This is a genomic window from Amaricoccus tamworthensis, from assembly GCF_049800875.1.
GTDB classification, from domain to species: domain Bacteria; phylum Pseudomonadota; class Alphaproteobacteria; order Rhodobacterales; family Rhodobacteraceae; genus Amaricoccus; species Amaricoccus tamworthensis.
On record NZ_JBNAFV010000004.1, the window covers coordinates 222,298 to 234,988 of the forward strand.

The 12,691-nt window shown below is 63.8% G+C and carries 11 protein-coding genes; 9 read left to right on the plus strand and 2 right to left on the minus strand.

The window, feature by feature from the left end:
• Window position 1: 1 nt before the first annotated feature.
• The gene (locus ACP15P_RS10025; RefSeq protein WP_424928311.1) at window positions 2-736 is read left to right on the plus strand and encodes an SDR family NAD(P)-dependent oxidoreductase; all 735 of its coding nucleotides are present in this window, start codon (window positions 2-4) and stop codon (window positions 734-736) included.
• Here the strand turns inward: ACP15P_RS10025 and ACP15P_RS10030 are convergent, their stop codons facing one another.
• Entirely contained in the window at window positions 737-1,141 is a 405-nt protein-coding gene (locus tag ACP15P_RS10030; protein WP_424928312.1) for a DUF2177 family protein, read from the minus strand.
• 230 nt (window positions 1,142-1,371) lie between these two features.
• Between ACP15P_RS10030 and ACP15P_RS10035 the strand changes: the two genes are divergently transcribed.
• Window positions 1,372-2,571 (plus strand): mandelate racemase/muconate lactonizing enzyme family protein, encoded by a 1,200-nt coding sequence (locus ACP15P_RS10035; RefSeq protein ID WP_424928313.1) that lies wholly within the window; start codon window positions 1,372-1,374, stop codon window positions 2,569-2,571.
• 3 nt (window positions 2,572-2,574) lie between these two features.
• Window positions 2,575-3,342, plus strand: a complete 768-nt coding sequence (locus tag ACP15P_RS10040; protein WP_424928314.1) for an SDR family oxidoreductase — start codon at window positions 2,575-2,577, stop codon at window positions 3,340-3,342.
• Window positions 3,343-3,348: 6 nt separating this feature from the next.
• On the opposite strand, the gene ACP15P_RS10045 is transcribed toward ACP15P_RS10040, so the two are convergent.
• On the minus strand, window positions 3,349-4,371 hold the full coding sequence (locus ACP15P_RS10045; protein WP_424928315.1) for a LacI family DNA-binding transcriptional regulator: 1,023 nt from the start codon (window positions 4,369-4,371) through the stop codon (window positions 3,349-3,351).
• Between the two features lie 147 nt (window positions 4,372-4,518).
• Between ACP15P_RS10045 and iolG the strand changes: the two genes are divergently transcribed.
• From iolG to iolD, 6 genes are all read left to right on the plus strand, one after another.
• A complete protein-coding gene (gene iolG, locus ACP15P_RS10050; RefSeq protein WP_424928316.1) occupies window positions 4,519-5,511 on the plus strand; it encodes an inositol 2-dehydrogenase in 993 nt (330 codons plus the stop codon).
• 175 nt (window positions 5,512-5,686) lie between these two features.
• Entirely contained in the window at window positions 5,687-6,613 is a 927-nt protein-coding gene (locus tag ACP15P_RS10055) for a sugar ABC transporter substrate-binding protein (protein WP_424928317.1), read from the plus strand.
• 90 nt (window positions 6,614-6,703) lie between these two features.
• On the plus strand, window positions 6,704-7,810 hold the full coding sequence (locus ACP15P_RS10060; protein WP_424928318.1) for an ABC transporter permease: 1,107 nt from the start codon (window positions 6,704-6,706) through the stop codon (window positions 7,808-7,810).
• A 1-nt stretch (window position 7,811) separates the two neighbouring features.
• Window positions 7,812-8,630, plus strand: a complete 819-nt coding sequence (locus ACP15P_RS10065; RefSeq protein ID WP_424928319.1) for an ATP-binding cassette domain-containing protein — start codon at window positions 7,812-7,814, stop codon at window positions 8,628-8,630.
• A 304-nt stretch (window positions 8,631-8,934) separates the two neighbouring features.
• Complete coding sequence (locus ACP15P_RS10070; RefSeq protein ID WP_424928320.1) at window positions 8,935-10,860, plus strand: bifunctional 5-dehydro-2-deoxygluconokinase/5-dehydro-2-deoxyphosphogluconate aldolase; 1,926 nt, start codon at window positions 8,935-8,937, stop codon at window positions 10,858-10,860.
• Window positions 10,857-12,683 carry a 3D-(3,5/4)-trihydroxycyclohexane-1,2-dione acylhydrolase (decyclizing) gene (gene iolD, locus ACP15P_RS10075; protein ID WP_424928321.1) on the plus strand — a complete coding sequence of 609 codons (1,827 nt, stop codon included), beginning with the start codon at window positions 10,857-10,859 and terminating at the stop codon, window positions 12,681-12,683. Before ACP15P_RS10070 ends, iolD begins: the two co-directional genes overlap by 4 nt.
• The last annotated feature ends 8 nt before the right edge of the window (window positions 12,684-12,691 follow it).

Genomic DNA, 12,691 nt, shown 5'->3' on the forward strand with positions numbered 1-12,691 from the left:
CATGAAAAATTCGGCTGAACGCATCTGGATCATCGGGTCCAGTTCCGGCATCGGTGCGGCCGTTGCACGAGCCTACGCCAAAACCGGCGCGGAGCTGATCCTGTCAGCCCGCAACAGCGACGACCTTGCCGAGGTCGCTCAGGACTGTGGCCGCGCCCGTGTCATTCCACTGGATCTCGCGGATGAGAAGAGCCTGCGCGATGCGATCGAGCGCATCTCTGAAAACGGCCCGCTCGACAAAATCATCTGCACCGCCGCGCTCTACAAGCCGAAAAAGGTCAGCGAACTGTCCCATGAGGACGCCGAGGCCATGGTCCGGGTCAATCTGCTCGGCATGATCGATATCGGCCGTCTCTGCCCCCCGCTCCTGCGCGATGGCGGCCAGCTCGTGCTGTTCGGCTCCGTCGCGGGATATGTCGGTCTCCCCGCCGGTCAGCCCTATTCCGCCACAAAGGCGGGCGTGAACAGCCTCGCAGAGTCCCTTGCCGTGGAACTGGCCCCGCGCGTTGACGTGCGCCTCGTCAGCCCCGGCTTCGTCCGGACCCGTCTGACGGACCAGAACGACTTCGACATGCCCGCCATGATCGAACCGGAAGAGGCCGCCGATGCACTCATCCGCGGCCTCAAAAAAAGCGGCTTCGAAATCCATTTCCCGCGCCGCTTTACCTTTGCAATGAAGTTCCTGCGGATCCTGCCCTATCCGCTGATGCTGCGGCTCACCCGCCGGATCGGCTGATCAGGCCATTTTGCCCGACAGGATCGCAACTCCCAACCAGGCCGAAAAACCGGTCAGCGTCATGCCCCAGATACTGTCGACAATCACCTGCTGTGGCGACCAGTCGGCCAGCGTGGCATAATTCGTCATCTCATAGGTGCCGTAACACATCAGCCCCAGCAGTGCCCCGCCCAGCAACGCCTGCAACGGAAGACCATCGCGCAGAGCGGGCCAGGACACGAACCACAACACGCCACCAACATACGCGAGATAAAACAGCGCCGCAGGCCCAAGCCGCAGCGGATCGGCGAGCAGATGCCCCACGTGCCGGTCGAAAACCGGCTTGACGATATACCGGATGCCGATCGCATCCAGCGCAAGAAAAACGCCGGCGGTAATGGCGTAGAGCATCGAGATCTGTAGCATGGTTCCCTTCCTGACGGGCGGCACTTTGCGGTGATGGACGGGTGCAGCCGGTACCGTCGCTTGCGTGAGATACGCGACAGACCCCGCGCTGGATCATTTCCCGCACCAGCCCGCCGCACCAAACTCCGTACTAAAACCGTCCTTTCGGTTTGCAATCCACCCGGGCGGCGCAATAAACCTCTACCCGAACAACATAAATCCGGCCGTCAGGGCACCGGGGGGAGACATCCATGAAAATCACCGCAATCGGCACATTCCGTGCGGAGGAATTTGCCAACGTCCTCTGGGTCCATGTGGAAACGGATGCGGGCATTACCGGCTTGGGTGAGACCTTCTACGGCGCCGAGGCCTGCGAGGCGCATATCCACAACACTCTCGCCGCGCGCCTGCTGGGACAGAACCCGCTCAACATCGAACTGCTTCACCGCGAAATGGTCAGCCTGCCCAACGCCCAGGCCTCAACCGGCGTCGAGTACCGCGCCGCCTCCGCCATCGACATCGCGCTCTGGGACATTTTCGGCAAGGTGGCGGGCCAGCCCGTCCACACCATGCTCGGCGGTCAGAGCTGGGACAGGGTCCGCACCTACAACACCTGCGCCGGCACCCGCTACGTGCGCACGAACAATATCAAACCCGTCGACACCTGGAACTTCGGGGAAGAGGCCTCGCCATACGAGGATCTCGACGCCTTTATGAACCGCGCCGACGAACTGGCCGAGGATCTGCTGTCCAACGGCATCACGGCGATGAAAATCTGGCCCTTCGATCCCGCGGGCATCGAAAACCGCGGCATGTACATCACCGCCGACCAGATGAAGGCGGCCATTGCACCTTTCGAGAAAATCCGCCGCGCCGTGGGCGACAGGATGGAAATCATGCTGGAGCTGCACTCGCTCTGGAACCTGCCCACGGCCATGGAAATCGCCCGCGCGGTGGAGCCCTACGCCCCGCGCTGGTACGAGGACCCCATCCGCATGAACAACCCGCAGGCGCTCGCCGAATTCGCCCGTTCCACCCCGGTCTGGACCTGCGCCTCCGAGACTTTGGGCTCACGCTTTGCCTTCAAGGAGTATCTCGACCGCGACGCCACCCATGTCGTGATGGCTGATCTCTGCTGGACCGGCGGCCTGACCGAAGGCCGTAAGATCGCCGCCATGGCCGACACCCACCACCGCCCCTTTGCGCCCCATGACTGCATTGGTCCCGTGGGCTTCGCCGCCGCCGTGCACATGTCCTTCAGCCAGCCCAACACCCTGATTCAGGAAAGCGTCCGCGCCTTCTACAACGGCTGGTACCGCGAACTGGTCACCGAGGTCCCGCGCATCGAAAACGGCTGGATCCACCCCATGGAGGGCCCAGGCCTCGGCACCGAACTCCTGCCCGCATTTTTTGAACGAAGCGATCTCACGTCCCGTATATCGAAGGAATAATTCATGAGTTTAAAGCTGTTTGACCTCACCGGCCGCACCGCCCTCGTCACCGGCTCGTCCCGTGGTCTGGGCCGCGCCATGGCCGAGGGCCTCGCCGCCTGTGGTGCGCGCGTCATCCTCAACGGCTCCAATGGCGACCGGCTGAACGCCGCCGTGGAGGAAATGACCGCCGCCGGCCACGACGTCCGCGGCGCGCTGTTCGACGTGACGGACGAGGACGCCATCCGCGAGGCCTTCGCCGGTTTTGACGCCAGCGGCACCACCATCGACATCCTGGTGAACAACGCGGGCATCCAGTTCCGCAAACCCATGCTGGACCTCGACACCGCCGACTGGCAGCGCATTCTCGACGTCAACCTGACCGCCGCCTTTGTAATCGGTCGCGAGGCCGCCCGGCGTATGGCCGTCCGGGGTCATGGCAAGATAATCAATATCGGCTCCCTGACCTCCGACCTCGCCCGCGCCACCGTGGCACCCTACGCGGTCTCCAAGGGCGGCATCAAAATGCTCACCAAGGCCATGGCCGCCGAATGGAGCGAGCTTGGCATACAGTCCAACGCCATCGGCCCCGGCTTCTTCGACACCGAAATGAACGAGGCCCTGACCTCCAATCCGGACTTCGACAGCTGGGTGAAATCCCGCACACCCGTCCACCGCTGGGGAAAACCCGAGGAACTCGCGGGCCTCGCGATCTTCCTCGCCTCCGATGCCTCAAACTACGTCTCTGGTCAGCTCATTTTCGCGGATGGAGGATTTACGTCGGTGATGTAGCCGCGGTCATGCGCTCTCGCGCACCACCAGCTCACCCTCAAACCGGCTCAGATCACCGGATGGCTCATTCCCCGCCAAAATTGCGGCCAGCGCCTCGGCCATGACCGTCACCGGCTGTCGATACGTGGTCAGCCGGTAGTTCGGGCTGGACGCCTGGGGCACATCGTCAAACCCGGTCACCGCAATATCCTCCGGCACCCTCAGACCCAGACTGAACCGGATGGCGTCAATCGCACCCACGGCCAGCGCGTCGTTCTCGCAAACCAAAAGATCGGGCAGCTCCCCGCGGCTCCGGCCACCGAGGGTCTCCGACACCCGCTCGTAGGCCAGTTGCGGATCGTAAGCCCGCACCCAGGTGCTCTCCGGCCTGCTCCCGAACTTCGCGGACCAGAGGTCCAGAAAGGTTTCCTTGCGGTGCAGATGCGCCGAAACCGTCTGCGGCCCGGCCAGGAACAGCGGGTTCCGGTAGCCCCTGTCCATAATGAAGTCGGTGATCGTGGTCATTGCGGCCACGTCATCACAACAGATCGATATCGTGTTGGGGTTTTCGGAATACCGCGCGAACACAATAAGCTTTCGTGCCCTCTGCGCCCCCAGCGCCGTCGCCACGACCTCCTCGCCAAACTCGCTGCCGATCAGAATGGTCGCATCCACCCGTCTCTGACTGGCGCTCAGCAAAGCCGCGGAGGCATCGGACTCGTCGACCATATTGACCAGAAGCGTATCCGACCCCGCCTTGCGCAAAATACGCGTCAGCCGCTCCATCATCACAAGCTTATGTGGATTGGCAAAATCATCCACCAGCACCGCAACCAGGTTCGAGCGCTCCGAACGCAGGCTCGACGCCATCAGGTCCGGCACATAACCCAGCTGCTGCGCCGCCTGCATGACACGTTCCCGGCTGCGCTTGGAAATTGAGGCATCAGGCCGAAACGCACGGTTCACCGTCCAGCGCGATACACCTGCCACGGCGGCGACCTCATCGGCCGTGACATTGCCCCTGTCTCCGGGTTCGGTGCTTCTCGCCATGGGTGATGCTCCTCTCCTCCACAGCCCTTCTACCCTGTACGACCCCAACTTCCAATGAATTTTGCTCTCGTGTGCAAAAATTCTTGCACACGAGAGCAAAAATGAGGATACAGACGTCAACAGAATTGCGAATCGGGGGAGACGCAGATGCTAAGAGTGGGTTTGCTTGGCGCTGGCCGCATCGGTCAGGTACATGCAGTAAACATCGCAGGAAACGCTGGCAGCACATTGGCCGCAGTTTCAGATTTCAACACGGAAGCCGCTGCAACACTGGCCGCCAAATATGGCGCCGCCGCACGTGACACGGCCGACATTCTTGCCGATGACAGCATCGACGCGGTTCTGGTGGCAACGTCCACCGACACGCATTCCGACCTGATCGAGGCCGCAACCGCCGCCGGCAAGGCCGTCCTTTGCGAGAAACCCGTTGACCTGTCGCTTGAGCGCGCAAAGGCCTGCCTCGCAAAATCCGCTCCCACCGGCGCTCCGGTGATGATCGGCTTCAACCGCCGCTTCGACCCCAATTTCGCCGCTGTCAAAGCCGCGGCCGAGGCTGGAGAGATCGGTAAAAGCGAAATGCTGTCCGTCACCTCCTTCGACCCGGCCCCGCCGCCCGTCAGCTACATCAAGGTCTCCGGCGGCCTGTTCCGCGACATGATGATCCATGACTTCGACATGGCAAACTTCATCATGGGCAGCCTGCCGGTCAGCGTTCAGGCGGTTGGCACCTCCATCGTTGATCCCGAAATCGGCGCGGCCGGTGATGTCGACACCGCCATCGTCACCCTGCGCTATGCCGATGGCCGCCTTGCCGTCATCCGCAACAGCCGCCGTGCCGTCTACGGCTACGACCAGCGGGTGGAACTTCTGGGCTCGGACGGCCTCCTGTCCGCCGACAACATTCTCGAAAACACCGTCTCGAAATCCACCGTGGCCGGCGTCACCGCCGCCAAACCGGAATTTTTCTTCCTTGAACGCTACATGCGAGCCTACGCCATCGAGTGGCAGGCATTCCTCGACGCGGTATCCGGCGGAACACCCATGCCGGTGTCGCTCGAAGACGGTATTGCCGCTCTCGCCCTGGCGGAGGCCGCAACGGAATCCGCATCCACCGGCCAGCCGGTTGAGATCGCCCTCTAAATTTGAACTTGCCCGTGAAAACGGGCGGAAATTGCACTGAAAATGTGCAATACTGTGATGGCAGGCTGACGGTTCGCCTCATTGCCTGCCAACGCAAAGACCTCCGACCCGTCCAGGGTCGGCCACTGGTGGCCTTTAAAGCCACCGTCTGACTGATATCCTATGGGAGGATCACATGAAGAAACTACTTTCCACCGTCGCAACCGCCGCCACGATCGCGGTCGCCGCTCCGGCCTTCGCCGCCGACATCATCGTCGTGTCCCACGGCCAGGCAAACGACCCGTTCTGGTCGGTTGTCAAAAACGGCGTTGAGAAAGCCGCCGAGCACACCGGCGCAAACGTCGACTACCGCTCCCCGGAAACCTTCGACATGGTTCAGATGAGCCAGCTGATCGACGCGGCCGTAAACCAGGAGCCCGACGGACTTGTCGTCTCCATTCCTGACGCCGACGCTCTCGCCCCGGCTATTGAGCGCGCCGTTTCCGCCGGTATCCCGGTGATCTCCATGAACTCCGGTTCGGACGCATCCAAGGAACTCGGTGCGCTGCTCCACGTCGGACAGGACGAGTTCACCGCCGGTCTGGCCGCAGGTGAGGCACTGGCTGAAATGGGTGGCACCAACGCCATCTGCGTCAACCAGGAAGTCGGCAACGTCTCCCTCGACCAGCGCTGCGCCGGATTTGAGGAAGGCTTCGGTGGAACCGTTGAGGTCGTCCCGACCGAAAACGACCCGGCCCAGGTGGAAGCAAAGGTCAAGGCCGCGCTGGAATCCAACCCGGACGTTGATACCGTAATGGGCCTCGGCGCCTCTACCGTGGGTGAGCCCGCAGTTGCCGCTGTTGAGGCCATCGGCCGCTCCGGTGAGGTCATGGTCGCGACGTTCGACCTTTCGGCTCCGTTCCTGCAGCACATCGTTGACGGCAAGGCCGCCTTCGCCATCGACCAGCAGCAGTACCTCCAGGGCTACCTGCCCGTCGCCTTTCTGGCTCTGAACGCCGACTACGGCCTCGTGCCTGGCGGTAACGTGCCGTCCGGTCCGAACCTGATCACCGCCGACAAGGCCGGCCAGGTGGTTGAGCTGTCCGCCCAGGGCATCCGCTAAACCTCCGACGCCTCACGAACATGGGGCGGCCCAACACGGGGCCGCTCCGACTTCACGGACCCAATTTCGGGCAGAATACGGGAGGACAGAATGACCGACACAGCCAATGTAGCAGTCGACGAACGCCTGAAGGCGGAATCGTTCGGCGCAAGAATGTTAAAACGTCCGGAACTCGGCGCCATCGCCGGTGTGATCCTGGTGACAATCTTTTTCCTCGTCACCGCCGACAGCACAATGTTCACGCTTTCCGGCCTTATGAACTTTATGACCCCCGCCGCCCAGCTGGGCATCCTCGCCATCGGCGCGGCAATGCTTATGATCGGCGGCGAATTTGACCTCTCCATCGGCTCGATGGTTGCCTTTGCCGGTCTCTTCTTCGGCGTCTGCACCGTGAACTGGGGCTTGCCGCTCATCATCGGCATACCGGCCACCTTTGTGTTTGCGGGCCTGGTGGGTGCAATCAACGGCAACATCGTGATCCGCTCCGGCCTGCCATCCTTCATCGTGACCCTCGCGTTTCTCTTCATCCTGCGTGGCCTGTCGCTGGTGGGACTGAAAATGGCCACCGGCGGCTCCACCCAGCTGCGCGGCGTCCGTGAGGCCGTCGAGGGCGACTGGCTCGCCCCCTTCTTCTCTGGAGACGCATTCCAGGGTCTGTTCGCTTCCCTTGCCGCAGCCGGTATCGTTGAAACCTTTAACAACGGCACCCCCAAGGTTCCCGGCATCCCGATCGAGATCATCTGGTTCGTGATTATCGCCCTCCTGGCCACCTATATCCTGCTCCGCACGCCGGTCGGAAACTGGGTCTTCGCCGCGGGCGGTGACAAAAACGCCGCCGCCAACTCCGGTGTTCCGGTGAACCGCGTGAAAATCGCGCTCTTCGTCCTCACCGCATGCTGCGCGGCCATGGTTGCCATCATCACCGTGATGGACGCGGGCTCCACCGACGCCCGCCGCGGCTTCCAGAAGGAGTTTGAGGCCATCATCGCAGCGGTGATCGGCGGCTGTCTCCTGACGGGCGGTTACGGTTCGGCCATCGGTGCCTTCTTCGGCGCGATCATCTTCGGCATGGTGGTCATTGGACTGACCTACACCGATTTCGACCAGGACTGGTTCCAAGTCTTCCTCGGCGGCATGCTCCTGATCGCGGTTCTGTTCAACAACGCCATCCGCAAGCGCGTAACGGGGGAACGTTGATATGACTGAGGATACCAAATTCCACCACGGCGACGCTCCCGGCGGCTCACCCATCGTCGAGATGCGCAACATCGAGAAGCACTTCGGCAACATCATCGCACTCGCCGGTGTCAGCTTCGATGTCCGCCCAGGCGAATGTCACTGCCTCCTCGGGGACAACGGCGCGGGCAAGTCGACCTTCATCAAAACCATGTCGGGCGTTCACAAGCCGACCAAGGGCGAGATCCTCTTTGAGGGCAAGCCGATGAACTTCGACAGCCCCCGCGACGCCATGGAAGCCGGCATCGCCACCGTGTTCCAGGACCTTGCGATGATCCCGCTGATGAGCGTGACCCGCAACTTCTTCATGGGCCGCGAGCCAACCAAGGGCAAAGGCATCTTCAAGCGGTTCGACACCGACACCGCCAACCGGATCGCCGTTGATGAGATGCGCCAGATGGGCATCAACCTGCGCGGCCCCGACCAGGCCGTCGGCACCCTCTCAGGAGGTGAGCGTCAGACCGTCGCCATCGCCCGCGCCGTCCATTTCGGTGCCAAGGTGCTGATCCTCGACGAGCCCACCTCGGCTCTCGGCGTGCGCCAGACCTCCAACGTTCTGGCCACCATCGACCGGGTCCGTAAACAGGGCATCGGCGTGGTCTTCATCAGCCACAACGTGCGCCACGCGCTTGCCGTGGGTGACCGCTTCACGGTGCTTAACCGTGGCCGGACCCTCGGCACCGCCACACGCGGCGAAATCAGCCCCGAGGAGCTTCAGGACCTCATGGCCGGTGGCCAGGAAATGGCCCAGCTCGAAGGCTCGCTCGGCGGCACCGTCTGACCTGCCCGCACGGGGCGCAAACCCGCCCCGTGCACCAGCCCGGCCCGAACGATGTTTGCTGACTTTTGGCCAAGGGCACGCATTCCGCCAGTCCATTACTCCCGTGGATCCTGGCGGACGGCTCACGGGACTGACGGCCCTGGGACTAACGGCGAACGCAGCTGTCGTTCCGTGAGTCACACCGCAGAGATCAGGGTGCACCGCACCCGTCCGGTTTCCACAACGGAGACCAACCGACACAACGCAAAGCCTGCGAAGTGGCGACCTCCGCTGGCCGCTCCGCAACAGGACGAGAGGCAAAACGATGACGAGGACGCTTGACGTAATCACCATAGGCCGCGCCGGTGTGGACCTTTACGGGGCCCAGATCGGTGGACGCCTGGAGGACATGGGCTCCTTCGACAAATACATCGGTGGCAGCCCCACCAACATGGCCTGCGGCACCGCCCGCCTCGGCATGCGCTCCGCCCTTCTCAGCCGCGTCGGCGATGAGCACATGGGCCGCTTCATCCTGGAGGAACTCGCCCGGCACGGCGTCGACACCCAGGGCGTGAAAACCGACCCCGACCGCCTGACCGCCCTCGTGATCCTCGGCATTCGCGACCAGGAACGCTTCCCGTTGATCTTCTACCGCGAAAACTGCGCCGACATGGCGCTGTGCGAGGATGACGTGGACGAGGACTTCATCGCCTCCGCCCGCGCCGTCGTCGCCACCGGAACCCATCTCAGCCACCCGCGCACCGAGGCCGCGGTACTCAAGGCCCTGCACCTCGCCCGCAAACACGGCTGCCAGACCGCGCTCGACATCGACTACCGCCCCAACCTCTGGGGTGTCGCGGGCCACGGCGACGGCGAAAGCCGCTTTGTCGAGAGCGAGGCCGTCACCGCCAAGCTGCAAAGCCACCTGCAACTCTTCGACCTCATCGTCGGCACCGAGGAGGAATTCCACATCGCGGGCGGCTCCACCGACACACTGGAGGCCCTCCGCGCCGTCCGCGCCGTGTCCAATGCAACGCTGGTCTGCAAACGCGGCCCCATGGGCGCCGTCGCCATCACCGGCGACATCCCCGCCAGCCTCGACGATGGCGAGGCCGGTCCCGGCTTCCCCATCGAGGTCTTCAACGTCCTGGGCGCCGGCGACGGCTTCATGTCCGGCCTCCTCAAAGGCTGGCTCGACGGAGAAAACTGGCCCACCGCACTCAAATACGCCAACGCCTGTGGCGCCTTCGCCGTTAGCCGCCACGGCTGCACGCCGGCCTACCCAAGCTGGGACGAGCTTCAGTATTTCTTCGACCGCGGCATCCAGCGCCCCGACCTGCGCCACGACGCGGAACTGGAACAGGTCCACTGGGCCACGAACCGCCACCACGAACATGGTGGCGACTTCTCCACCGTGCGTACCTTCGCCTTCGACCACCGCCTCCAGTTCGAAGAAATGCCCGGATACACCCCGGAAAAAGGCGCGGCCTTCAAGGAACTCTGCCTCGACGCGGCTCTGAGCGTGTCCGACGGCCAACCCGGCTACGGCATCCTCTGCGACAGCCGCATCGGCCGCAGCGCCCTGCACCGCGCCAGCGGCACCGGCCTCTGGATCGGCCGTCCGACCGAATGGCCCGGCTCCCGCCCGCTGACGCTCGAGCCCGAACTCGGCCCGGACTGCGGCAAACTCGCCGAATGGGCCCGCGAAAACGTCGTGAAGGTGCTGGTCTTCTGCCACCCCGATGACAGCGCGGAGATCTGGGACGACCATATCGCCACCGTCACCCGCCTTTTCACCGCGGCGCGCCGCAACCGGCTGGAATTCCTGCTGGAGGTGATCCCGTCAAAAGTCGGCCCGGTCGACGACGACACCACACCCAAAGTCATCCAGCGCTTCTACGACGCGGGCGTCTACCCAGACTGGTGGAAACTCGAACCCTTCAAAACCGACGGCGCCTGGGAAAAGGCCGTCGAGGCCATCGAGCGCAATGACCCCCGTACGCGCGGCATCGTCATCCTGGGCCTTGACGCCCCGGAAGCCGAACTTGCCGCCAGCTTTGAGCTTGCGGCCCGCCAGCCGCTCGTGAAAGGCTTCGCCGTAGGCCGCACGATTTTCGGCGACCCGGCCCGAGCCTGGATGACCGGCGCAATCAGCGACGGCGAGGCCGTTGAACAGATGACCGACCGGTTCCTGCGCCTCTGCGGGATCTGGGACACGGCAAAACAGAACGCAATGGAGAAAGTGGCATGAGCGGAACCATCAGACTGACCGCTGCACAGGCCATGGTAAAATGGCTTTCGGTGCAGATGACGGAGGACGGCGAGCGTTTCATCGACGGCGTCTGGGCCATCTTCGGCCACGGCAACGTGGCGGGCCTTGGCGAAGCACTACACGGCATTGGCGACGCGCTGCCAACCTGGCGCGGCCAGAACGAACAGACAATGGCCCACGCCGCCATCGCCTATGCCAAAACCAAACGCCGCCGCCGCGCCATGGCCGTGACCTCCTCCATCGGCCCCGGTGCCACCAACATGGTCACCGCCGCGGCCCTGGCGCATGTCAACCGCGTGCCGGTTCTCCTCATTCCTGGCGACGTCTTCGCCAACCGCCGCCCCGACCCGGTGCTGCAGCAGATCGAGGATTTCGACGACGGCACCGTCTCGGCCAATGACTGCTTCCGCCCCGTCAGCCGCTATTTCGACCGGATCTCCCGGCCCGAACACCTGCTGACGGCTTTGCCGCGCGCCCTGCGCACCATGACGGACCCGGCCAATGCCGGACCGGTAACGCTGTCCTTCTGTCAGGACACCCAGGCCGAGGCGTACGACTACCCGGAAACCTTCTTCGAGCCGACCACCTGGTACATCCGCCGCCCCGAGGCCGACCGCCGAGAACTCGCCGCCGTCACGGAAGCCCTCAAAGCCGCCAAACACCCGGTCATCGTGGCCGGCGGTGGCGTGCTCTACTCCGGCGCGGAGGAAACGCTGGCCGAATTCGCCGCAACCCACAACATCCCGCTCACCGAAACCCAGGCGGGCAAGGGTGCCGTGGATTGGGAAAACGAGCTGAACTTCGGCGCACCCGGAGTAACCGGCGGCGACGCGGCCAATGCGGCTCTCGCCGAGGCCGACCTGATCCTTGGCGTGGGCACCCGCTTCCAGGATTTCACCACCGCCTCCTGGACCGCTTTCGCCAACCCAGGCCGCAAACTGGTGTCGATCAATCTCACCGGCTACGATGCCGCCAAACACGGCGCGTTGCCACTGGTTGCCGACGCGAAGGTCACACTTGAGGCCCTCGGTGATGCCCTGGGCGACACCCGCTACGCCGACCAGGACAAGGGACGCCGCGCCAAATGGTATGAGGAAACCGACGCTGTCATGGCCATGCCAAACTCCGACGGCCTGCCCTCCGACGCCCAGGTCATCGGCGCCGTTCAGCGCCAGGCCCGTCCGGACACCATCGCCATGTGCGCCGCTGGCACAATGCCCGGTGCTCTGCATACTCTGTGGCGCTCCTCCGTGGGCGGCTACCACATGGAATACGGTTTCTCCTGCATGGGCTACGAGATCGCCGGCGCCATGGGCATCAAGCTGGCCGAGCCGGAGCGTGACGTGATCTGCTTCGTAGGCGACGGCTCCTACATGATGGCCAATTCCGAACTCGCCACCGCCGTCATGCGCCGCATCCCCTTCACCATCGTCCTGACCGACAACCGTGGCTACGGCTGCATCAACCGGCTCCAGCAGGGCACGGGCGGCGCGGAGTTCAACAACATGTACAAGGACTCCAATGTGGAGGCGCAGCCGGAGATTGACTTCGTCGCACACGCCGCATCCATGGGCGCCCACGCGGTCAAGGCCACGGACATCGCTGACCTTGAGGCCAAAATCGGCGAGGCCCGCACCCGCGACATCCCGTCCGTCATCGTCATCGACACCGAGGCCGTCACCGGCACCGGCGCAGGCGGTGCCTGGTGGGACGTGGCCGTGCCGGAAGTCTCCGACCGCGAGGAGGTGCGCAAGGCGCGCGCCAACTATGAGAACAAACGCCAACTCCAGCACGTGAACTGAGGCTTATC

Coding starts and splice junctions, on each gene's coding strand:
- ACP15P_RS10030 (WP_424928312.1), bottom strand. CDS start 1,141: ATGCTACAGATCTCGATGCTCTACGCCATTACCGCCGGCGTTTTTCTT.
- iolD (WP_424928321.1), top strand. CDS start 10,857: ATGAGCGGAACCATCAGACTGACCGCTGCACAGGCCATGGTAAAATGG.
- ACP15P_RS10065 (WP_424928319.1), top strand. CDS start 7,812: ATGACTGAGGATACCAAATTCCACCACGGCGACGCTCCCGGCGGCTCA.
- ACP15P_RS10070 (WP_424928320.1), top strand. CDS start 8,935: ATGACGAGGACGCTTGACGTAATCACCATAGGCCGCGCCGGTGTGGAC.
- ACP15P_RS10035 (WP_424928313.1), top strand. CDS start 1,372: ATGAAAATCACCGCAATCGGCACATTCCGTGCGGAGGAATTTGCCAAC.
- ACP15P_RS10055 (WP_424928317.1), top strand. CDS start 5,687: ATGAAGAAACTACTTTCCACCGTCGCAACCGCCGCCACGATCGCGGTC.
- iolG (WP_424928316.1), top strand. CDS start 4,519: ATGCTAAGAGTGGGTTTGCTTGGCGCTGGCCGCATCGGTCAGGTACAT.
- ACP15P_RS10060 (WP_424928318.1), top strand. CDS start 6,704: ATGACCGACACAGCCAATGTAGCAGTCGACGAACGCCTGAAGGCGGAA.
- ACP15P_RS10025 (WP_424928311.1), top strand. CDS start 2: ATGAAAAATTCGGCTGAACGCATCTGGATCATCGGGTCCAGTTCCGGC.
- ACP15P_RS10040 (WP_424928314.1), top strand. CDS start 2,575: ATGAGTTTAAAGCTGTTTGACCTCACCGGCCGCACCGCCCTCGTCACC.
- ACP15P_RS10045 (WP_424928315.1), bottom strand. CDS start 4,371: ATGGCGAGAAGCACCGAACCCGGAGACAGGGGCAATGTCACGGCCGAT.